Source organism: Lewinellaceae bacterium, assembly GCA_020636105.1.
Taxonomy (GTDB): Bacteria; Bacteroidota; Bacteroidia; order Chitinophagales; family Saprospiraceae; genus BCD1.
The window spans coordinates 424,562-447,012 of record JACJYL010000002.1; the positions used below are offsets into that span (position 1 = coordinate 424,562).

The 22,451-nt window shown below is 42.8% G+C and carries 17 protein-coding genes; 13 read left to right on the forward strand and 4 right to left on the reverse strand.

Annotation, left to right across the window (positions count from 1 at the left end):
* Window positions 1-34 precede the first annotated feature (34 nt).
* Complete coding sequence (locus tag H6571_18920) at window positions 35-2,701, forward strand: thioredoxin family protein (protein MCB9325818.1); 2,667 nt, start codon at window positions 35-37, stop codon at window positions 2,699-2,701.
* A gap of 607 nt (window positions 2,702-3,308) precedes the next feature.
* Here H6571_18920 and H6571_18925 read toward each other — a convergent pair.
* Together H6571_18925 and H6571_18930 are read right to left on the reverse strand one after the other, a co-directional pair.
* Window positions 3,309-3,833 carry a c-type cytochrome gene (locus H6571_18925; GenBank protein ID MCB9325819.1) on the reverse strand — a complete coding sequence of 175 codons (525 nt, stop codon included), beginning with the start codon at window positions 3,831-3,833 and terminating at the stop codon, window positions 3,309-3,311.
* A gap of 170 nt (window positions 3,834-4,003) precedes the next feature.
* Window positions 4,004-5,671: a PDZ domain-containing protein gene (locus tag H6571_18930; protein MCB9325820.1), complete on the reverse strand. Its 1,668-nt coding sequence runs from the start codon at window positions 5,669-5,671 to the stop codon at window positions 4,004-4,006.
* Window positions 5,672-5,969: 298 nt separating this feature from the next.
* Between H6571_18930 and H6571_18935 the strand changes: the two genes are divergently transcribed.
* Both H6571_18935 and H6571_18940 read left to right on the forward strand, forming a co-directional pair.
* Window positions 5,970-6,446 (forward strand): Lrp/AsnC ligand binding domain-containing protein, encoded by a 477-nt coding sequence (locus H6571_18935; protein MCB9325821.1) that lies wholly within the window; start codon window positions 5,970-5,972, stop codon window positions 6,444-6,446.
* Between the two features lie 63 nt (window positions 6,447-6,509).
* Entirely contained in the window at window positions 6,510-7,016 is a 507-nt protein-coding gene (locus tag H6571_18940) for a DUF4442 domain-containing protein (protein MCB9325822.1), read from the forward strand.
* Window positions 7,017-7,106: 90 nt separating this feature from the next.
* Here the strand turns inward: H6571_18940 and H6571_18945 are convergent, their stop codons facing one another.
* A complete protein-coding gene (locus H6571_18945; GenBank protein ID MCB9325823.1) occupies window positions 7,107-7,778 on the reverse strand; it encodes a winged helix-turn-helix transcriptional regulator in 672 nt (223 codons plus the stop codon).
* 121 nt (window positions 7,779-7,899) lie between these two features.
* Between H6571_18945 and H6571_18950 the strand changes: the two genes are divergently transcribed.
* The gene (locus H6571_18950) at window positions 7,900-10,278 is read left to right on the forward strand and encodes a TonB-dependent receptor (protein ID MCB9325824.1); all 2,379 of its coding nucleotides are present in this window, start codon (window positions 7,900-7,902) and stop codon (window positions 10,276-10,278) included.
* Window positions 10,279-10,282: 4 nt separating this feature from the next.
* Here H6571_18950 and H6571_18955 read toward each other — a convergent pair whose 3' ends face one another.
* Window positions 10,283-11,692: a hypothetical protein gene (locus H6571_18955; protein ID MCB9325825.1), complete on the reverse strand. Its 1,410-nt coding sequence runs from the start codon at window positions 11,690-11,692 to the stop codon at window positions 10,283-10,285.
* A gap of 504 nt (window positions 11,693-12,196) precedes the next feature.
* Here H6571_18955 and H6571_18960 point away from each other — a divergent pair.
* The 9 genes from H6571_18960 (at window position 12,197) to H6571_19000 (ending at window position 22,442) form a co-directional block, all read left to right on the forward strand.
* Window positions 12,197-13,300, forward strand: coding sequence for a T9SS type A sorting domain-containing protein (locus H6571_18960; GenBank protein ID MCB9325826.1), 1,104 nt, complete (start codon window positions 12,197-12,199; stop codon window positions 13,298-13,300).
* A 90-nt stretch (window positions 13,301-13,390) separates the two neighbouring features.
* A complete protein-coding gene (locus H6571_18965) occupies window positions 13,391-14,410 on the forward strand; it encodes a cytochrome c (protein MCB9325827.1) in 1,020 nt (339 codons plus the stop codon).
* A 28-nt stretch (window positions 14,411-14,438) separates the two neighbouring features.
* A complete protein-coding gene (locus tag H6571_18970; protein ID MCB9325828.1) occupies window positions 14,439-14,849 on the forward strand; it encodes a hypothetical protein in 411 nt (136 codons plus the stop codon).
* Window positions 14,850-14,869: 20 nt separating this feature from the next.
* Window positions 14,870-15,379, forward strand: coding sequence for a hypothetical protein (locus H6571_18975; protein ID MCB9325829.1), 510 nt, complete (start codon window positions 14,870-14,872; stop codon window positions 15,377-15,379).
* A gap of 250 nt (window positions 15,380-15,629) precedes the next feature.
* Window positions 15,630-16,454 carry a hypothetical protein gene (locus tag H6571_18980; protein ID MCB9325830.1) on the forward strand — a complete coding sequence of 275 codons (825 nt, stop codon included), beginning with the start codon at window positions 15,630-15,632 and terminating at the stop codon, window positions 16,452-16,454.
* Window positions 16,454-17,785, forward strand: coding sequence for an NAD(P)-binding domain-containing protein (locus tag H6571_18985; protein ID MCB9325831.1), 1,332 nt, complete (start codon window positions 16,454-16,456; stop codon window positions 17,783-17,785). Before H6571_18980 ends, H6571_18985 begins: the two co-directional genes overlap by 1 nt.
* 6 nt (window positions 17,786-17,791) lie before the next feature.
* Entirely contained in the window at window positions 17,792-19,621 is a 1,830-nt protein-coding gene (locus tag H6571_18990) for a cytochrome c family protein (protein MCB9325832.1), read from the forward strand.
* On the forward strand, window positions 19,609-20,628 hold the full coding sequence (locus H6571_18995) for a hypothetical protein (GenBank protein MCB9325833.1): 1,020 nt from the start codon (window positions 19,609-19,611) through the stop codon (window positions 20,626-20,628). Before H6571_18990 ends, H6571_18995 begins: the two co-directional genes overlap by 13 nt.
* Before the next feature lie 125 nt (window positions 20,629-20,753).
* Window positions 20,754-22,442: a hypothetical protein gene (locus H6571_19000; GenBank protein ID MCB9325834.1), complete on the forward strand. Its 1,689-nt coding sequence runs from the start codon at window positions 20,754-20,756 to the stop codon at window positions 22,440-22,442.
* The last annotated feature ends 9 nt before the right edge of the window (window positions 22,443-22,451 follow it).

Sequence of the window (22,451 nt, forward strand, 5' to 3'; positions counted from 1 at the left end):
ATCGTTTAAAATGTTTTTGTAAAAAGTCTAATTCATGAGTATGAAACGCCTGTTTTTTGTTTTCAGTTTAGTTGTTTTGGTTACAGGGCTCCAGGCCCAGAAGATATTCGAACCTGTCACTTGGGAAACCTCCTATAAACAAGTTAGTGACAACGAATTTGATCTCGTTTTTACCGCTACCATTGAGAAAAACTGGGTCATTTATTCCCAATACCTGCCGGAAGCTGATGTGCGCCCGATTCCAACCGGTTTTTACTTTGACAAAGGAGATCATTATGAAACGGTTGGAAAAGTAAAAGAAGGGGGGAACAAAAAAACGAAATACGATAAGGTTTTTGACATGGATCTTACCAAGTTCTACGAAACCGGAATTTTCACCCAAAGGATAAAAATCAGCGACCTCAGCCAGCCCGTCACCGGATACCTTGAGTTTATGTGCTGTGATGATGAACGATGCCTGCCGCCTACCGAGGTCGATTTCAGCTTTAAACTCGAAGCAGCCAAAAAACAACCCGTAACGCCAAAAGCGGAAACAGCTCCTGCCCTTCCCGGGCAAAAAGAAAAATCTGCGCCGACAACGCTTGAAAAAGAAAACAAATCAAGTGGGGATCAGGGCTCATTAATTGAACAACAACATCCCACTGACGAGTCAGTAGAAAACCCCACAATGTTTAATCCTGCTGACCAGGGACCAGCCAGCCAAATGGTTCAACCTGTAAGATGGGACCTCAAAATCGAAAAATCCGCCGACGGTAATTACCAGCTGGTCTATACAGCAAATATCGATGAAGGCTGGGGTATTTATTCCCAGGATTCAGATATTAAAGGACCTGTGCCTACCGGCTTCAATTTTGAAAATGGAGCTCATTTTGAATTAATGGATAAAGTCATTGAAAAAGGAGACAGGAAAGAAGAAACCGACCCGCTCTTTGATAATGCCCTGGTGGTAAAATATCCCCACGGTCCTGTTACTTTTACTCAGGTCATAAAAATTACTGATTCCAAAACTCCAGTCACAGGTTACATCGAATATATGTCCTGTGATGATGAAAAATGTGTAGGCCCGTTTGATGTGGAATTTTCTGCTGATTTTAGCAACTTCACGACAAGTATAGGCAAGGAGGAAATCCCTGACATCCGGGAAACAATTAATGCCGATGGAGGCTACGATCCTTTAAATCCAGGACTTAACAGCACTTATATCAACCCGCTTGGTAATTGCGGGGAAGAATCTATCGTCAAAGACAAAAACCTGCTGCTCACTTTTGTCTTCGGTTTTTTAGGTGGGTTACTCGCGTTACTCACTCCTTGTGTATTCCCAATGATTCCCCTTACGGTGAGTTTTTTCACCAAAAGAAGTAAGGATCGGGCCAGCGGTATTCGCAATGCCTTGATTTACGGGTTGTCCATCATTGTCATTTATGTGACGATTGGCCTTTTAATCACAGGAGTTTTCGGCGTTACTGCCCTTCAGAACCTGTCCACGGATGCCATTGCCAATACTATTTTCTTTGTCGTTTTTGTCGTTTTTGCCTTATCCTTTTTCGGTTATTATGAAATAACTTTGCCGAGTTCCTGGTCGACAAAAAGTGATAAAATGGCGGAAAGAGGTGGACTTATCGGGACTTTTTTCATGGCATTTACGCTGGCAATCGTTTCCTTTTCCTGTACCGGTCCAATCATCGGATCCGCGCTGGTGCAGTCTGCAACCAGTTCACTGGGACCATTTGTGGTCATGCTGGGATTCTCCACTGCCCTGGCAGTGCCTTTTGCCTTGTTTGCGGCCTTCCCCGGTTGGCTCAACAGTTTACCAAGATCAGGTGGTTGGATGAATTCGGTGAAGGTAGTCCTCGGATTCCTGGAACTGGCCCTGGCGCTGAAGTTCCTTTCCGTAGCCGATATGACCAGCCATTGGAATCTATTACCTTACGAGGTATTTATGGGATTGTGGATCCTTATTTTCGGAGCCATGACCTTATACCTGTTTGGTATCATCAAATTCCCACACGACACTAAAGGAAAACTTAAGATCAAACCGGTTCGCTGGGGTTTCATTGCCCTGTCACTGGCCGCCACTATTTATTTACTGACGGGCTTCAGGTACAATGACCAGACAAAATCCTACTCTCCGTTGAGTTTGTTGAGTGGGCTGGCTCCCCCTACCCAATACAACGTTTTTCTTGCGGATCCCAAGACGGACGTGGATCCTGTCATCCAGGCCCGTTTCCCTTCTTACACCAAATGCGCCAACAATCTGGATTGCTTTAAAGTTTATGAAGAAGGCGTTCAATATGCGAAGGAAGTGAACAAGCCCATCCTCCTGGACTTTACCGGTTACGGCTGTGTCAACTGTCGGAAGACGGAAGAAAACATCTGGATCGTAGATAAAGTGTGGAAGCAAATTCAGGATGATTACGTTCTGATCTCTTTGTACACGGATGACCGGAAGAAACTTGAAACGCCGCTGATCTCAGTGAGGGATGGCTCAAAACTCAGGACGACCGGCAGCCTCTGGCAGGAGTTCCAGATTGTCAATTTCGAACAAAATTCACAACCATTGTACGTGCTGATTACCCCTGATGAAAAGGTAATGGCTGCGCCGAGAGGTTACAACTCCGATGTCAACAAATATTCCCTGTTCCTGGAATGTGGTCTGGAAGTATTTAAGGATAATTATTCCCAACTAGGGATGGAGAAATAAACTCAGGAAAATGTAAAACCTGCCTGCAGACGCAGGAAAGCAGGTGTAGAACAAGGAATTTAAAACCTGCCTGCTGACGCAGGAAGGCAGGTGTAAAAGTGCTGGTTTTCAGCGATTTACAAGATTAAGAATGTCAAACATTATTTGACTATCAGCATATAAACATGAGACATCCCAAATTTTGCCGGTCGGCAAAGTTTGGGATGTTTTTTCAATAAATTGATTGTCAGTTTGAAACAGGTTACATTCAACTCTTTCAGAGTTGGCTTTTGTCCCTTTTTTGGCAGTATTTCATACTGCGTTATTGATATTTATCCCCATTCGGGGATAAATTTAATCTTCTTTTTAAAAATTAACTCTATTCTTAATCCATTTCCCGAAGGGAATTAACCTGCCTTCCTGCCTGCCGGCAGGTATTAATGGCAATGGATGTAATCCATTGGAAATCAAACAAAACCAATCTCAACTCTACCTGGCGTCGCCGGAAGACAGGTCTGAAGGAGTTGAATATATTGCAGATAAATATTGTTAATATATTTTCAGCATCCATTTGAATTAAAAAATTCGGGATGACTCATGTTTTTTGAAATGTCTTAACCGGACATTATTACTTTTTCGCCTCTACCTCCACCGGGCTCACACTCCTGATCATTTCCAGCAGATCCCTTGCGTCTATGACTTCCAGTGCTCCTTCAGGAGTTCTGACCGGGCATTTTTTCAACTGCTTGTCCAGATCATCCATGGGCACGTTTCGGACTACGTTCATCACCCATGCCGGATCGTGGCGATCATACATACCTTCGAAGGCTGAAGCCGTTCCGCCTGCCCCTTTGATGGTATGGCATGATTTGCATTTGGCATCAAACACCCGTGTTCCTTTTTGCACCATAAATTCACTTACTTCAGGAGCAAAATTGACTTTTTTTACCGCAAATACTCCATCGGGAATATTGGCATTGGGCTTAAGCTTTTCCAGCTGTTCCTGGGTGACCTGGGTACCTGGAATGGGAGAACTTGAATTTTCCGGTGTGGCCGCCTTTGCCGCTTCATCCGTTCCTGTGTTTACTCCATTATTATTGCAAGCGGATAAGGTGGCTGCAATAACTAAAAAGAAAAATACTAATTGCTTCATTATTAATTTCTGTTTTGATATCCGGCTACAACCTCATCACCAGGGACAAAACTGCAGCAGGATTTGGATTACAATTTATCACGAATGTCGAATTAAAACCTTATTGGCGGGAACCCGACCTTCTGCATAGACCTCATCGTCTATTCACGACAAAAAAATCAAGACGGCCCCTATTCTTCCCCTCTGGAAGCCGCCAAAGGATCAGGCAGGCGGAGCACACGGAGCGCCTCTTTAATCATCATATCCCGTTCAAACAAAATACTGTAAAACCCTTCTTCTTTAAACAACTGCCGTGCTATCTGAGCCTTAAGTCTGTTTTTGATATCCTCTTTACAATGAGCGAGGGACGTATCGTCAATCGGGGTACCATCTTCTTTTACAAAAGATACATAATTGTTGAACAAGGCATCACTTATCTGGAAATCTTTTTTGAAAGTTTTTAAGGTATATTCAGAAAGATCAATTCCCGGGTTTTCCATATAACGATACACAAACCGATTGAGCTCCTGCCGCAAAGCAGCATAAGTATCTGAATAAAGAGAAGTATCCAATGGCACATAAACATCCGGAATAATCCCGCCGCCGCCATAAACCACGTGTCCGTTGCTCGTGTGATATTGGGTGGAATCAGACACTATGATGTGGGATACGTCCGACAATTCCCCTGATTCCATCCGATCGATAAAATCATGGGCATAACCTTCCTTATCATCATAGGGCTTCTGGATAGATCGTCCGGAGGGGGTATAATACCTGGCCACGGTCAACCGGAGGGCAGAACCGTCTGATAATTCATATTGTTCCTGCACCAGTCCCTTGCCAAAAGAACGCCGCCCCACAATGATGCCACGATCCCGATCCTGAATGGCCCCCGCAACAATTTCACTGGCCGAAGCAGACCCTTCATCGATCAATACGACAATATTGTTGATGTCATAAAACGGCATGCCCGAGGTATTGTATTCATTTTTGCCTGTCTTGCGACCTTCTGTAAAGACGAGCAGCGCCTGTTTATCCTTGAACAACTGGCTCAATATCCTGGTGGCCTGCTGGAGATAACCTCCCGGATTGCCCCTAAGGTCGATCACCAGGTCTTTCATTTTATGCTCTTCGATCAGCGGTTCCATAGCTTTCATGAATTCCTCATACGTTTTGGCGCTGAACCTGCTGAGCCTGATGTAACCGGTTTTGTCATCCAGCATCATGGCCACATCCACACTGTTCATCGGAATAGCATCCCTGGTAATGGTAAAATTCATGATATCTTTCTGGTGACCTCTCAATACGCCTACTTTAACCTGGGTACCTTTTTCTCCACGCAGCATCCCCGTGATTTGCCTCACATTTTTGTCCTTACCAGCCACGATTGAATCTTCTATCGTTACAATCTTGTCTCCCGCCAGAATTCCTGCGGTTTCTGAAGGTCCACCAGCCAGCGGTGAAACCACCAGCAAAGTATCATCCAAAATAAAAAACTCAACCCCGATACCGTCGAAATCTCCATCCAGTTGATCGTTGACTTCCTGCAATTCTTTGGCAGGAATATAACTAGAATGGGGATCGAGCTGGTCAATAATGCTTTGAATGGCGATGTCTGTCAATTTGTCTTTATCCACCTCATCCACATAACGGGCTTCAATGTACCGGATCAATTCTTCAACACGACCGGAACTCCCGCCAAGCGATTGTCCGGCCTCATCATTATTCAACACCATAACCGGACTGGGGCGCTGTAATCTCAATCCAATCAGCAATCCTCCCACCAAAGCTGCTGCCAATAATAGTGGCATCCATATTTTGAGTCCCCGGTTGTTGTCGTTTCCTGATAACTTTTCCATCTGTATTTTTTATTAATAAGCGCGGAAAGATACAAACTTCCTTTTATTAAATCCCAATGTAACAACTCATTAACGATTTCAAACAAATTTAGATTGACCAAACCTGCCTTAAATTTTAAAAGCTTGGAATAATTGATTTAAAAACTTACAGCCCCCTTTTAAAATCAATTAACAAAAGAAGAAAAACATCAAAAAAAATAATGTTTGCTGTCAAAATATTAAAAAAAAGAAAACAAAAAACTACTTTTGATTAATTTTTTTTAAAATCCCTCTCAAACCTCAAACTTCAGCAACTGTTATGCAAAAAGAAAAAATTCTGGACGATCTGGATAAAAAAATTTTGTCTATCCTCATGGAAAACGCCAAAAAAGCCTATAGCGAAATCGGCCAACAGCTTTTCGTATCGGGGGGCACCATTCATGTCAGGATGAAGAAAATGGAGGAATTAGGGCTGGTGAAAGGGTACAACCTCGTGATCGATCACAATAAACTGGGATATGATATTGTAGCTTTTCTTGGTATTTATCTGGATAAAAGTTCTCTTTTTGACCAGGTTTCCAATGAATTGAAAAAAATACCCGAAGTGGTGGGCGCTCATTACACTACCGGGCAATATGGTATTTTCGCCAAGATCATTTGCCGCGACACCAATCACCTCAAGGATCTTTTGCATGACAAAATTCAAAAAATAAACGGCATTCAACGTACGGAAACCTTTATTTCACTGGAAGAATCCATCGACAGGCCCATTCAACTGATCGAAGAGGATGAGTAACCCCGGTTCTCCTTAAAAGTCTTTAAAAAAATTCACCCCTTCTCAAAAAAGCATCGACCCGTTATGGCAAAAAATCCTTACGATCCGGATAATCCGAAAACCAAAAAGCAACTAAAAGAGCTTAGAACCCCATGGAAATTATGGCTCTATTTCTTCAAACACCTGCCTTCTGTCCTGTTCTTTGGGGTCAGGTTAAAATCACTGACCCCCTATAAAACAGAGGTCACTGTTCCATTTAAATGGCGAACCCAGAATCCCTTCCGCTCCATTTATGCCGGTGCACAATTTGCAGCAGCCGAGTTGTCCGCCGGACTTATGGCCGGACACATCATTTATGGAAGAGGCCCAATGGCCATGCTTATCACTAAGGTGGAAATAGAATACATTAAAAAAGCAACCGGGCTGACGACCTTTACCTGTGAGGAAGGTCAGAAAATATTAGATGCCGTCCAAAGGACTATTGACAGCAATGCACCACAGGAGGTAACCGTTTTGACCACCGGAACACAACTCGACGGGCAGGTCGTTTCCCGAATGAAATTCACCTGGTCGTTTAAGGTGAGAGCCTAAAATCCCAGCGCAAATTAGTCCTTATTCCCTGAAAATTAATAAAACCAGGCCTGTTTACCGGAAAAGTAATGGTGATTCCCGGCAGTTATTTTAAGCCCCGTGATTCACATATTTTTCGTGTAAAGTCTCAATATCCGTATGCTTATCCCGCTGATGGATATGCTGGTGAAAAAAAGTCAGTTTGTTAAAAATAGCCAGTGCTTCCATCAATTCGTGTTTCTTTAGATCCCCGATAATGATCTCGGAAACCTTATGCATATCATTAAAAGCCATAAAAACCTCCCGTTGCCCCTTAACCGTTAGGGATACCCGCTTGGCACGCCGATCGTGCTCATCGGGATATTCATAGATCAGCCCGTTTTTTACAAGTCGTTTAATGATTTCACTGCCGCTGGACATTTCGAGCAAATGCTCGTTAATGAGTTCATTTTTTAGTAAACTGTGATCCCTGAGTAAGGTGGCCAAAAAGCCAAATTCGTCAATGGTTTTAAAGGCCGTTTGGGTAAAAGCCTTTTTTAGGTAATGTTTGGCAAATCGGTACAAACCGGTGAGTAAGGTCGAAAATTCAACTTCAGGATAAGTTTTGAAGTTTCTGAAATCCTGCTGATCGAATGTTTTTTCCGGCTCCCTTGGTGCTTCGGGCTCCATCACTTTGCCCCTCAAAAAAATCGAAAACGCCTTTATCCCGCCTTGCTTCCCCTCCTTTTCATATTCCTCCACATAATCCAGAAGCTCTTTGATCAATTTGGTTTGTTCCGACATCGTTATATTTTTTTTGAAAATTTAATACAAAAATATAGTATTTATTACAAAAACGCATTACTTTTGTCTAACAATTTAAATAAAAAGTTAAACAATGTTAATAATAAATATAATGAGCATCATGAAAAGATCATTCATTTTAACTTTTTCGGTCTTATTTTTTTCAACGATGGCTTTTTCCCAAAATGGAAGAGTCTCCGGAAAAATCACGGACTCGAACAACAATGAGCCCATTGCTTTTGCCAATATCCTGGTAGAAGGCACCGATTTAGGAACGACTACTGATCTCGACGGAAACTTTTCCCTCACCGAACTTGATCCTGGATTTATCAACCTAAAAGTCACCTACATCGGTTATAATACAAAAATCAGCCAGGATATTATGGTGAGTAATAATAACTCCCCTTTTATTGAGATCAAACTGGAACCTGCCCAGGAAGTCCTCGATGAGGTGGTGGTCACTGTCGACCGGTTTCAAAAACGGGATGAAGCGCCCATTGCCATGCAAAGTATAGGTATCAAGGAAATTGAAAGCAATCCCGGCAGTAACCGGGACATTTCGAGGGTGATACAATCTTTCCCGGGAGTGGGATCTACCCCTGCTTTCCGAAATGACGTACTCATCAGGGGCGGCGGCCCGAGTGAAAACCGTTTTTTCCTCGATGGCATTGAAATCCCGGTATTGAACCATTTTTCCACGCAGGGCGCTTCAGGTGGCCCTGTCGGCATTATCAATGCCGATTTTATTCAATCCGTCGATTTTTATTCCGGTTCTTTCCCTGCCGCCAAATACAATGCCCTGAGCGGGGTTTTCGATTTCACCCAAAAAGAAGGAAGCAAGGACAAAACAAATATTCAGGCTACCCTGGGAGCCAGCGAAGCCGCTTTCACACTAGATGGCCCGGTAGGAGATAAAACCAGTTATATTTTTTCTGTGAGGAAGTCATACCTGCAATTCCTTTTTGCGGCACTGGAACTTCCGTTTCTCCCTACCTTCAATGATTACCAGCTAAAAGTAAAAACCAATTTTGACCAGAAAAACCAGTTGACCATCATCAGTTTAGGTTCACTGGATCACCTTGAACTCAATAAAAATATCGAGAACCCGGATGTGTCACAAGAATTCATTTTGACACAAATCCCGATCAATAACCAGTGGAGTTATACCATTGGAGCAAACTACAAACACTTTTTTAACAATGGATTTCACAGCTTTGTCGTGAGCCGGAATATGCTTAACAATGAATTTTATAAATACCCTGATAATGACGAAAGTCGCGACAGGAGCTTTGACTACAATTCCCAGGAAATTGAGAACAAACTGAGGTATGAATTGACCGTTAAGCATAATGATATTAGATACAACATCGGGGCCAATCTTGAAAAGGCCAAATACTTCAATACAACCGCCCAGCAATTGATCGTAAACGACTCACTTACCCGTTTCGATTACAATTCATCTTTTGAAATGATTAAATACGGTATTTCCGGCCAGGCATCCAAACGATTCTTTGACAGCCGATTCCTGGTTTCACTGGGTGTCAGGATGGATGCCAACAATTACAATGACAACATGGCCAACTTGCTGAACCAGTTTTCACCCCGGTTGGCACTCTCCTATTCCCTGACCGAAAAAACTACGATCAATGCGGGAGTAGGCAGATATTTTCAGCAACCGGCTTACACCACACTTGGCATTCGAAACAATGAAGACCAGCTAGACAACCAGGCAACGGCAAAATACATTGGCGCCAATCATTACAACCTTGGCATGGAATACCGTTTTTCCAAGGCTGCCTTTATTTCTGTTGAGGGCTTTTATAAGGATTATTTTCAATACCCGATTGATTTGATCAGCGGAGCCAGCCTGGCCAACCAGGGAGCGGACTACAGCAGCATTGCCGGAGCTACGCCCGCCATTTTCAACGGAACAGGAAAGGCGGTGGGTTTTGAAATATTAAACCGGGTCAACCTCAAAACTTTCTCTTTAATCGCTTCCTACACCTACTTCATAAGCCAGTTTACGGATATTAACGACAACCTGATCGCCTCCTCCTGGGATAGTAGGCATTTACTTACCCTTACCGGCACGAAAGACTTAAAAAAGAACTGGAGACTTGGCTTCAAGTGGCGTTTTGTGGGAGGGCTACCTTTTACCCCTTACGATCTGGAAACTTCGGCAAACATTCAGGCATGGAATGCAAGAGGACAAGCCTACCCTGATTTTAAACGGTTGAATTCAGAAAGAATTGATCCTTTTCACCAGCTTGATCTCAGGGTGGACAAAAATTTCTTCTTCAAAAAATGGTCATTCATGCTGTATTTTGACCTGCAAAATGTTTACAATTTTAAAAGTACCGGTCAGGATTACATCATCAGGGAGAAAAACCCGGATGGCACTTATCTGACCACTAATAATGGTACTCAATATGTTTTAAAAGCCGTACCCAACAAATCCGGAACCATTTTACCTACTTTGGGACTGATGTTTAAGTTTTAACCTATTACGCGTTTTTTAATGCCGTGGCTGCTTTTTCCAGCAGCCACTCCCGATCGGCAAGCAAGGTGGTGTTTTTGATCTTCTCTTCGATCTGCTGGACCTTGCCGCGAATGATGAGAAAAAGGAGATCACAGAAATTGAGGCATGTTTTCCTGATGGATTCCGATATTTTTTTGTTTCGCTTAAGAAACATTACAAAGGAACTCATCAGGGAAAGCAATGCCTCTTTTTCGTTGAGCTCGTAATAGATCTTTGAAAGCATGATCCTCGACCCCAGATGATAACTCAGGTCGGAGAATTCTACTTTGAACAATAAGGACAGGGCTTTGTCAAAATCCTTTTTATAGCAATACAACTCGGCCAGGTTGTATTGCATGGCATTTTCCTGAAATTCAGGTACCAAATGATACTTATGTTCCTCAATGAAATGCTCGATCCATTCGTATCGCTCCAGCCGGAGTGCCAGTTTGACCACATTCCCAAAGGTCCAGGGCGACAAAAAACCGTTTTCCATCAGGATCTTTTCCCGGATGCCTTTCACATAAAAATGAAGAGCCGTTTCAATGTACTGATCTTCTCCCTTCCTCATTTTACGGGCACAGTAATTGATGGCATATAAAAGTAATTCCTTGGAATCATCCTTCGAAATGCCAGAAATTTCTGCATCCAGCAATTCTTTCAGTTTTTCAAAATAGGCTGGTTCCCCTTCATTTTCCAGGGAAAGAAACACCATGGCATACATTTTTATTATTTTTTCCCCCCAATAATGATTCGCTATCAGCCAATCCATCCAGTTTTCAGGAAGATCCAGTTGGTACGCACCTTTCAGCAGTGACTGCCTGTCCAGCATTCCGCAGGCATACTTTAATTTTTTGAGGACAAAATAACGATTCAGGAAATCCGATCCGTGCTGAATATTATCATCAAACTGACGCAGTTGCTGCCGGGAAAAATGTTTTTGCTCCAGGTCGGCTATTTTCATTTTTTCATAAAAATGTTCGAGCCCAATTTCAAGATCATTATCAAGATCAACTGATATCCTGTTTCTCGTTTGAACGTAATGTTTTTCGAGATTTCTTTCTATGAACTCATCCAAAAGCAAGAGATCAGCTTCATGGGCCTCCTCCTCAATTTTCCGAACCATTAAAAACTTATACCCAAGTTTCAACAGAGCACTCAGCAGATAACGGATTTGTTTATCGTCAAATACCTTATCGGGATATAATGTTTTAAATACTTTTTGCTTGGAGAAACGCTCCGAATTAAATTCAGGATATTCTTTTTTAATAATTTCAAACACCTTCACCAGCGCTTCATTCTTATTAAAAAAAGGAGAAACCACAAAGGATTCAAAGGCCAAAAGCTCCTTTTGGGAAAATGTTTTGATTAATGTTATTATTTTACTGTTTACCATCGGTCAAAATTATTATTATTTTCGACAAATCAATACAAACATATTATAATTATTTAAATTTAAAATACAGGAAAATTAAACGTAAATATCATTTAACATCGTTAATCGCACTCAACATATTTTCATTTGACCTTAATTTTAGCGCGGCGAGGAAGCTGAAATATTATCCCTAACCTCAGATATTATGAAGGGTCAAAAAAAACCAAAAACCTTTATTAATCTATGTTTTGGCATTTTTTTCACAAAAGAACCGAGCCAGTTAAGCGTTCCTTAAAATTTAAATTATCAATAAAAATAGTGAAATTTATTTTTTCAAAAACCATTATAAATTTTAAAATTCAGCCTTGTTTTTTTGCTAACCGGAATAAAGTATTTTAAATATTAATAAATTTATTTTTTCTTTTTTTGTGAATTTTGTTTCGACAAATTTAAAAAAATGTTTTTGTCCAATCCATACTATTTCACCATATTTGAAACGTTAAAAGGTAAATCATTGAACGAAGCATGTTAAGGAACACCACGCGACTCATTATTTCCGGGTTCTTTTTGAGCCTTTCCTTTATGTCGACCGCCCAAATAATCTGGCCGGGAGACGTAAACAACAATGGTGTTGTAAATGGTATCGATGTTTTATTCGCCGGGATTGCCTATGGAAGTGATGGGCCAGAAAGACCGGACGGCAGTTCCGACTGGGAAGGACAGCCTGCAGGAGATTCGTGGAGCGATAATTTTCCCGGTGGCCTCAACTTTGCCTATGCAGACTGTGATGGCAACGGTGAGGTGGAAGAAGATGACATTGAAGTGACCATAAAAAATAATTTTTTTCTGACACACGGTACCCTTGTTCCCGATGAGTATAGTAATGGCATACCGGGACAAGCCCCCCCCGTGCGGCTGATGCCCCAAAACACAAATGTATCAACAGGCCAGTCAATTCTTTTTGACCTCTGGCTTGGAGACGAGGAGCACCCTGTTCAGGATTTTTACGGCATAGCCATTTCGATGAAATACAATCCGGATTTCATCCTGGGAGGAAGCTGGGATTTTGACGAGACGAATAACGCCTGGTTCGACCCTTCTGAGGACCACTCCAGATATTTGCTGGCCGTGGATGAATCAGCAGGTAAAATTGAACTGGCCATAACAAGAACCGACCAGCACACCACCACCGGCTCAGGAAAGGTCGGGGAATTGTCCATCGTGATCGAAGACATTGTCTTTGGCCTCCAGGATACCTTAAACATCCAAATTGAAAACATACGGATGATCGATAAGGACTTTAACAACTTATCAGTTGTCCCTGACAGCACCTTTGTCATCATATCGACTCCCAATCAAATCGAAGAAACCGTACAACAAGCTGAAGTAACCGTTTTCCCCAATCCGGGCAACGGCCACTACCAAATAACATCCAATCAAACCATCACCAGGCTTGAACTGACAGACCTCACGGGAAGAAGCATTCCCTTTTCGGCTACAATTCAACCCGGTAACCTTAAAACAAACCTCACAATCAACGGGTATTATCCCGAATCCCAGTTATATCTCCTAAAAATCGTTACGGAAAAGGAGATTATTGTAAAAAGAATTATACAATCTGACAAATAAACACAAGTACTCACTCAAACCATTGAAAATGTGTTTTCGGAGAGGGATTTTCCCTCTCCGAATAATTGAATGAATTAAAAGACAAAGTTGATGACCCAAAGAGCAATCATCTTATTAATAATTACCTCGGCAGCAGGGCTGCTGTCTAGTTCAAACAAGCCCGTTTGGACCAGTCAGCGTAATGTATATGATGTATTGTGGGCAGCCGGGGTAGAAAAGCCGGGCCATTGGATCGATTTCAACGAAAAAATGGTTAAACGGGGGGAAGAAATCGTTAAAACGGGCCGGACCACAGGTCCCGGCGGCCTAAAAAGCCAATATGTCAGCCAATATTATACCTGTCTGGCGTGCCACAATATTGAACAGGAAGACCCTGACCTGAGAGAAAGTAACCCTGATACAAGATTGCCTTATGTAAAAGAAAAAGACATTCCCTTTTTACAGGGCACCACCTTCAAAGGGATCGTAAACCGTGAAAGTTGGTACAATGATGATTACCTCAAAAAATACGGGGAGGAAATGGTTCAGAAAGCACATAATAGTCTACGTGAGTCCATTCAGCTTTGTGCCGAACAGTGTTCTCAGGGACGCAAAATGAAACCATGGGAACTCGATGCCGTTTTAGCCTACTTCTGGTCGCTTCAATACAACCTTGAAGATCTTGGTTTTACGGAGAAAGATTATGAAAAACTGGCCATGCTGGAAAAAAATCCTAAGGAAACGAAGGAAGAACTGGTCCAATGGATCAGGAGCTTTTACAGCCAGAAATCTCCAGCTCATTTTTTTGATGCCCCGGACGATTTGGATAAAGGTTACAGCATGAAAGGCAATGCTGACACTGGAGAAACCATTTACGACCAGAGTTGTATGCACTGCCACTCCTCAAACAATGTTACACGTTTTATCATCGATGAAGAAAAAACCAACTTTAATTTCCTCAAAAACAACATGGTCAACAAAGACTCTGGTTTTTCCCTTTACCATATCATCCCGTACGGCACTTATGCCACGCCGGAACACAAGCCCTACATGCCCCTTTACCCACTGGAACGAATGAGCAAACAACAAGTGGAAGACCTGAGAGCCTACATTGAAAAAATGGCCCAATGAGGGCTCAAAAACAATAGCAACAAAACCTATGGGTTTCTTTAAAAAAATAGGATTTATCACCACCGCGGGAATGCTCCTTTTGCATGCCCTGGTTCCTCATTTCCACCAGGAACAATTGTCCTATGAAGCCCATCAAAGCCTACATAAAGCAGCCAATGACCATCTTGTCGATTTTCTAAAATTTACCTTCCACGAAAATGCAGGCGGTACCGAATTTTGGTCAATGGGAGAAAACCCGACCGAAGTTCATTTTGACTTGGAGGGCGTTGCAACCCTGGGGAAAGCCTCCTTGGCACCATATGAAATAAAGAAAGGAAAAGGTGGCATCAAAATGTATTCCGGATTAGGAATACCCAAAACTGATTTTATTTTCACTACTGGCGGGTTGAGGGCTCCTCCCGCCATTCATGATTTTTACCAGGTTTCAAATTTTATTTAACTAAAAAACTATGTAAAATCATGGATGCAACACATTTTCATCTGGCGTTGACGCACTTCCCAATAGTGGGAACCCTCATTGGAGCCGGCATTTTGGGTTTTGGACTATTTTTCAAAAATGATGCGCTGAAAAAATCGGCCTTGATCCTGTTCATATTAATGGGAATAATCACCATCCCGGTATTCCTCACGGGAGAAGGAGCCGAGGAAACGGTTGAAAATTTTGCCGGAATTTCGGAAAACATCATTGAAACCCACGAGAACCTGGCCAAAATAACCATTTGGTTCATGGGTGCTTTAGGAATTATTTCAATGATTAGTCTTTTTGCCATGGTAAAAAAATTGTCCATGTCCAGGATTCTGGTGCTGCTGACCTTTATCGTATCCCTGGCCACGATGGGTTTATTCTTAAAAGTAGGCAATACGGGCGGACAAATTCGCCATGCTGAAATCAGAAGTAATACAACCGTCCAGCAGGGGGAAGGCAACAATGGAGCTAAGGAATCGCGCGATATGGATGATGACGATTGAATTTTAAATGATCTTTAATTATAAAAGTAACAGCCGTTTTAACCGACGGTTGTTACTTTCACTCCAATTTTCCATAAACAAAAAAACAGAAAAAATCCTAAACGTTAGGCAAGGCTATATTAGAATTATTATAATTAACGGATTCGTTTTTATTCGATATATTTCAATGTTACCTTTATAGTCACATTGGAAAAATTGGAAAAGGAAGCTTGTTATGAACAAAACAGTACATAGAATTTACATCAGCGTAATGGTATTGATTATCATTGCTGCCACCATTTATCTCATTTATACGGGCATCAATTATTACAATACACCGCTGGAAGAAAGGTTTTACCATCCGCGACACGATTGGTTTAAGCCCAGCGGAGCTTATGGCCATGGTTTGGGTATTATCGGCACCCTGATGATCCTGTTCGGTGTAGTGATTTACATTGCCCGGAAACGATATAATTTCATGTCTAAAGTAATTCGACTTAAGTACCTGCTTGAGTTCCACATTTTCCTTTGTACCTTAGGACCGATCCTCGTTCTTTTTCACACCGCCTTCAAATTTGGAGGTATTGTTTCCATTGCATTCTGGAGCATGGTGGCCGTTGTAGCCAGCGGAGTGGTCGGGAGATTCATCTACATCCAGATACCACGCACCATTGAGGGAAGGGCACTAAGCCTAAACGAAGTTAAAAGCATGAAGACTGATTTTACCAATTCGTTCAATGAAGCCTTCAATCTGGATATGAAAACGAAGCTACTTATTGTCAACACAACCCGGGAAGTAAGTGATGACAAAAGCAATGCTTCCCTGGTGGCCAATTATTTTAATGGCAGAAGAACCATAAAAACAATAAACACGGCACTTAAAGAGGTCCAATTGCCCAAAAAAGACCGTATTTCTATTCTCAAAATGGTGAAAAATGAAATTTCCCTGTCGGGAAGGATCGCCAGATTGCAGACGATGCAAAATCTCTTCAAATACTGGCACGTTGCTCACCTTCCATTTGCCCTGATTATGCTCATCATCGTGATTATTCACGTGGGCATTACCCTGGCCTTTGGATACAAATGGATTTTCTAATGGAAGTGCTGATTGAACAAATATTGATTTACGGGCTGGCGATAATTGTTTGCGCCATTACCGTTTTTTATTATTTAAAAAAACAGAAAAAAACCTCGGTTATTACCGAAAAGAAGGTGGCCATCGCCAAGGAAGAAGGCCTATTTGAACCGGTTTCCCTGCATCCTTACATTGATCTAAACACCTGCATTGGAAGTGCCGCCTGTATTGAGGACTGCCCTGAAAAAGACATTTTGGGCATCATTAACGGCAAAGCAACGGTAATCAAGGCCTCCAACTGTATAGGGCACGGCGCCTGCTTCCACGCCTGCCCCGTAGAAGCCATATCCCTTCGGATCGGAACAGAAACAAGGGGAGTCGACCTGCCGCACGTCAATGAAACGTTTGAGACCAATATCAAAGGCATTTATATCGCCGGCGAACTCGGTGGAATGGGGCTGATCAAAAACAGTGTGGAACAAGGGCATCAGGCGCTGGGTTATATTGCCAAAAACAAAAAGGAAGCCCGGCCTGGGGTAATCGATGTAGTCATTGTAGGGGCCGGACCTGCAGGAATTTCGGCTACCCTTGCCGCAAAGCAGCACGGGATGACCAGTCTCACCCTGGAACAGGATTCTCTCGGCGGAACGGTATATACCTTTCCAAGGGCAAAAATTGTCATGACCTCGCCCATGGATCTTCCGCTTTACGGCAAGGTAAAACTCTTTGACACCAACAAAGATGAATTGCTTAATCTCTGGCTCGAAGTGATCTCTAAACACAACCTGAAAATAAACGAACACACTAAAGTAGAGGCCATCATACCCCAAGCCGACGGTACTTTCAAAGTGGTAACCGACAAAGGAGAAACATATATTTGCAACAATGTATTGCTCGCTATTGGACGCAGAGGAACTCCCAGAAAATTGAATGTCCCGGGAGAAAATCTGCAAAAGGTGGCTTACCGTCTTTTAGAGCCGGAACGCATTAAAGGAAAAAAGATCATTGTAGTAGGTGGTGGCGATTCGGCTATAGAATCTGCGCTGTTGCTGAAAGATGAAAACGAAGTTATCCTGTCTTACCGGAGCGACAAATTTTCCCGGTTAAAACCCAAAAACAAAGCAAAAGTGTCGGAAGCTTTGGCAGATCAATCGCTCAAGATCATGTTCAATTCCAATTTAACGGAAATTGAGCCTAAAACGGTAAAGATCAAAGTGGATGGCAACCAGCAATCTTTGGAAAATGACCTGGTTTACATATTCGCAGGCGGAGAATTGCCCACAAAATTCCTGGAGAATGCAGGGGTAAAGATCTCAAAGCGTTTTGGGTACATTATGAAAAAACACAAATAAGGAAAAGTGAAACGATATCCAATATATCATATCATCCTGATCAGTTTTTTGTCCCTAACAGGGTTGAAGGCACAAATTTCACCAGGCGACCTATCCCAGGCCCATGCCGACCTGGAAGGGATGAGCAATTGTACGTTATGCCACGACCTGGGCAAAAAAGTATCCAATGCAAAATGCCTGGATTGCCATAAGGAAATTAAATCCCTCATCAATCAGAAAAGCGGCTACCACGCCAGCAAGGAGGTATCTGGTAAGGATTGTTTTGAATGCCATAGTGACCACCACGGCAGGAAATTTGATATGGTGCGATTCGATGAAGACAACTTCAACCACAACCTTACCGGTTACAAACTCGAAGGACAACATGAAGTGATAGATTGCAGAAAATGTCATGTGCCTGATAATATTCATGACCGGGATCTGAAAAAGCGTAAGGATACTTTCCTGGGCATGGACGACAAATGCCTTTCATGCCACGATGATTACCATCAAAAAACGATGTCGGATGATTGTGCCAAATGCCATAATATCGAAGCTTTCCGGCCTGCCCCTAAATTTGATCACGATGAGGCCAAATTCAAACTCGTCGGAAAACACAAGGAGGTGGACTGTAAAGAGTGTCATGAGATGACCACTAAAAATGGTAAGGAATTTCAGCTTTTCACAGGGATCGAATTTGCCGACTGCGTGGCCTGTCATGAAGATCCTCACAGCGATAAATTCGATAGCAAGTGCTCCAGTTGTCACACAGAAAGTGCTTTTTCCACCTTTATTGGAAAAAGAAATTTCAACCATAATACAACCGATTTCACCCTGAAAGGCAAACATAAATCTACGGATTGTTTCAGTTGCCACGACAGAAACCGGGACGCAAAAACGATCTTCCAGGATAAAAAAGGCATTAATGAAAATCAGTGCATCAAGTGTCATGAAGACTTCCATAAAGGCAAATTCGGCAACGATTGTGCCAAATGCCACCAGGAAAGCAGCTTTACTTCAATGAAAACGATGGACTTCTTCGATCATAATCTAACCGATTACCACCTTGAAGGCAATCACGTTGGGGTGGATTGCAAAAACTGCCACAAAAAAAATTATTCAGATCCCATTGATTTTTCAGCTTGTAAAAACTGCCACGAAGATTATCACAAGGGTGAATTCCTCAAAAACGGAACCGCCCCCGATTGTGTGGAGTGCCACTCGCTGATAGAAGGATTCGAGTTTAGTCTTTACACTACCGAACAACACCAAACCAATGCATTCCCACTGGATGGAGGGCATTTGGCTACTCCGTGTTTTGCCTGCCACGTGAGTGAAGACCGATGGACTTTCAGGAATATCGGAACGGAATGTATTGACTGTCATAATAACATTCACGAAGGGTTTATGGAGGCGAAGTTTTTGCCGGATAACAAATGTGAAAGCTGCCACATTACAGCATCCTGGGCTACCGTGGATTTTGATCACAACCGCACTTCCTGGCCACTCGAAGGCAAACATAGTAATGTGAGTTGCGGCGAATGTCATTTCAAGGAGGTGCCCGGCAAGGAGGAAAAGAATCAGGTTTTTAAAGACTTGGATCAGGAATGTTTCAAGTGCCATGAAAATATTCACGAGCAACAATTTGAAGAAAACGGCATAACCGACTGTAAGCGATGTCACGATTCTGCTGACTGGTTTCCCCGTCAATTCGATCACGATAAAACCGAATTCCCCCTGGAGGGTAAACATGCCGAAGTGGAATGCAAAGAATGCCATAAGCCATCCATAGTAGATGGCAAATCATTTGTGGATTACAAAATAGAAAAATTTGAATGTATAGATTGTCATCAATAATTGTGTTCCTGTTGGGTATTACCTGGGTGCAGGCCCAGTCCCCACACGGTCCCTCTTTTGAGGTAGATTGTGGCGCATGCCATAATTCCAATGGATGGGACATCAATATTGATACCTTCCAATACAACCACGATACGCTGAGTTTCCGGCTGGAAGGCATTCACCTCGTCACCGATTGTAAAGAATGCCATGCTTCCCTGGTTTTTGACCAGGCGCCGTCTGATTGTGCTTCCTGCCACAATGATATTCACAACATGACTGTCGGTAATGATTGTGTAAGATGCCATACGCCACAATCCTGGCTGGTGGACAATATTCCGGAACTGCACGAAGAAAACGGCTTTCCCCTTATTGGTATTCATGGGAACCTAAGTTGTGTGGATTGTCATATCTCTGAGACGAACCAAAGGTTTGACCGATTAGGAAATGACTGTATCAATTGTCATATGCAGGATTATTTGAACACCACAGCCCCTAATCACCAGGAAATCGGCTACTCTGCCGAAAACTGTATGGATTGCCATGACCTCTTTTCCAGCGCATGGGAAGATGCTGTCATCAGGCATTTTTTCTTCCCCCTCACACTGGGGCACAACACCCAGGAATGCCAGGAATGCCATTTGACCGCAAAATATTCAGATACCTCACCCGAGTGTGTGAGCTGCCATTTGACAGATTTTAATAATACCACAGAACCCGACCACCAGGCAGGCTTTTTTCCGATGGATTGTACTTTATGCCACACCACTGACCCGGGTTGGATGCCCGCGGGATTCCCGGACCATGACAATGAGTTCTTTCCCATTTATTCAGGTAAACATAAAGGGGAATGGGACTCGTGTATAGATTGCCATACCAACAGTAATGATTTTAGTTCCTTCAGTTGCATTGATTGCCATGCACACAACAATCAATCAAAGGTAAATAACCAGCATGATGAGGTAAACAATTTCGTTTATCAAAGCAGCGCCTGTTATTCATGCCACCCGACAGGTGAGGCAGATTAGGAAGGAAACATGGACATATGCAGAAACGAATCAGATTATTTATAAACCAAAAAAATAATAAACCAACAAGTAACAAGTAACAAAAACTAACACCCAGCAATAAGAAACAAGAAACTACTAAAAATATGCAAAGATCGATATGTATCCTTCTGATTCTGATGGGCTTCAGTCAGGTTTATGGCCAGTCTCCACATGGAGAAAGTTATAAAACCGACTGCGCACTTTGTCACAATCCTTCGGGCTGGGTCATCGACATTGATACCTTTCAGTTCAAACACGACACCACCAGTTTTATCCTGGAGGGTACTCATTTGTCGGTGGACTGCAAAGCCTGTCATACATCACTCGTTTTCGGTGAGGCGCCTTCTGACTGTATTTCCTGTCATACAGATGTCCACAGCATGTCCGTTGGAAATGATTGTGCCCGGTGTCATACGGCCAAATCCTGGCTGGTGGATAACATTCCTGAGCTACACGAAGAAAACGGTTTTCCGCTGGTGGGAAGCCACAGTAACCTGAGTTGTGTGGATTGTCACTTTTCAGAAACAAACCTGAGATTTGACCGCATCGGAAACGATTGTATCAATTGTCACCTTCAAGATTACCTGAATGCCGAAAATCCTGAACACAATATGGCCGGATTTTCGACAGATTGTTTTAATTGCCACACTCCGGAACAGGGCTGGCAATCCTCCAATGCCCCGAACCATGACGCAGAACATTTTCCCATATACTCAGGAACACATGAAGGGGTATGGACGGCATGTACTGATTGCCACATAAACCCCAGTGATTATTCACAATTTTCCTGTACGGTTTGCCATATAAATCCAGAAACGGATAATACGCATAACGGTATCAGCGGATACGCATATGAAGATCAGGCGTGTTATGCCTGTCACCCTACCGGAGAAGGCCTGGGTAACTTTGATCATAATTTGACCCATTTTCCGCTGACGGGATCCCATATTGGGGTTGAATGCATCCAATGTCATGCTGCCGGATATGCAGGTACCCCAACGGAGTGTGTTGCCTGCCATACAGAAGATTTTAATAATACCACCAACCCGAATCATACGGAATTGAATTTCCCGATGGACTGTGCCCAATGCCACACCACCGATCCGGGCTGGATGCCTGCTACCTTTGACATTCACGATCAGTATCACCCGCTAAACGGAGCACATGCCGCCATTGCCAACAATTGTGCCGAATGCCACAATGGCGATTACAATAATACACCAAACACATGCGTAGGGTGTCATTTGGACGATTTTAACAATACGACCAATCCCGATCACGAAGCAGCGAATTACTCGACAGATTGTGCACAGTGTCACAGTGAAACCTCCTGGACACCCTCGACTTTTGATCACGATACGTTTTTCCCTTTAGTCGGACAACATACCACCGTTGATTGTAATGCCTGTCATATCGATGGCAATTTCAGTAATACACCAACGACCTGTGTAGGATGCCACATGGACGATTATAATGACACCAATAATCCCAACCATGCACAATCACAGTTCCCGACGGATTGTACTCAATGTCATAACGAATCGGGATGGACACCGACTACTTTCGATCACGACGATATGTATTTCCCGATTTATAGCGGCAACCATAAAAATGAATGGGACACCTGTTCTGAATGTCATACCAACAGCAGTGATTATTCTGTATTCAGCTGTATCGATTGCCATGAGCATGACAACCCGACCACCCTGGCAAATAAACACAACGAAGAAGGGGTGACCGGATACGTATATCAAAGCGCTGCCTGTTATAATTGTCACCCAAACGGACACTAAGAAAATATT

Bases quoted from the DNA above. Each gene is read 5' to 3' on its own strand.
- H6571_18920 (MCB9325818.1), top strand. From the start codon at position 35: ATGAGTATGAAACGCCTGTTTTTTGTTTTCAGTTTAGTTGTTTTGGTT.
- H6571_18925 (MCB9325819.1), bottom strand. From the start codon at position 3,833: ATGAAGCAATTAGTATTTTTCTTTTTAGTTATTGCAGCCACCTTATCC.
- H6571_18930 (MCB9325820.1), bottom strand. From the start codon at position 5,671: ATGGAAAAGTTATCAGGAAACGACAACAACCGGGGACTCAAAATATGG.
- H6571_18935 (MCB9325821.1), top strand. From the start codon at position 5,970: ATGCAAAAAGAAAAAATTCTGGACGATCTGGATAAAAAAATTTTGTCT.
- H6571_18940 (MCB9325822.1), top strand. From the start codon at position 6,510: ATGGCAAAAAATCCTTACGATCCGGATAATCCGAAAACCAAAAAGCAA.
- H6571_18945 (MCB9325823.1), bottom strand. From the start codon at position 7,778: ATGTCGGAACAAACCAAATTGATCAAAGAGCTTCTGGATTATGTGGAG.
- H6571_18950 (MCB9325824.1), top strand. From the start codon at position 7,900: ATGAAAAGATCATTCATTTTAACTTTTTCGGTCTTATTTTTTTCAACG.
- H6571_18955 (MCB9325825.1), bottom strand. From the start codon at position 11,692: ATGGTAAACAGTAAAATAATAACATTAATCAAAACATTTTCCCAAAAG.
- H6571_18960 (MCB9325826.1), top strand. From the start codon at position 12,197: ATGTTAAGGAACACCACGCGACTCATTATTTCCGGGTTCTTTTTGAGC.
- H6571_18965 (MCB9325827.1), top strand. From the start codon at position 13,391: ATGACCCAAAGAGCAATCATCTTATTAATAATTACCTCGGCAGCAGGG.
- H6571_18970 (MCB9325828.1), top strand. From the start codon at position 14,439: ATGGGTTTCTTTAAAAAAATAGGATTTATCACCACCGCGGGAATGCTC.
- H6571_18975 (MCB9325829.1), top strand. From the start codon at position 14,870: ATGGATGCAACACATTTTCATCTGGCGTTGACGCACTTCCCAATAGTG.
- H6571_18980 (MCB9325830.1), top strand. From the start codon at position 15,630: ATGGTATTGATTATCATTGCTGCCACCATTTATCTCATTTATACGGGC.
- H6571_18985 (MCB9325831.1), top strand. From the start codon at position 16,454: ATGGAAGTGCTGATTGAACAAATATTGATTTACGGGCTGGCGATAATT.
- H6571_19000 (MCB9325834.1), top strand. From the start codon at position 20,754: ATGCAAAGATCGATATGTATCCTTCTGATTCTGATGGGCTTCAGTCAG.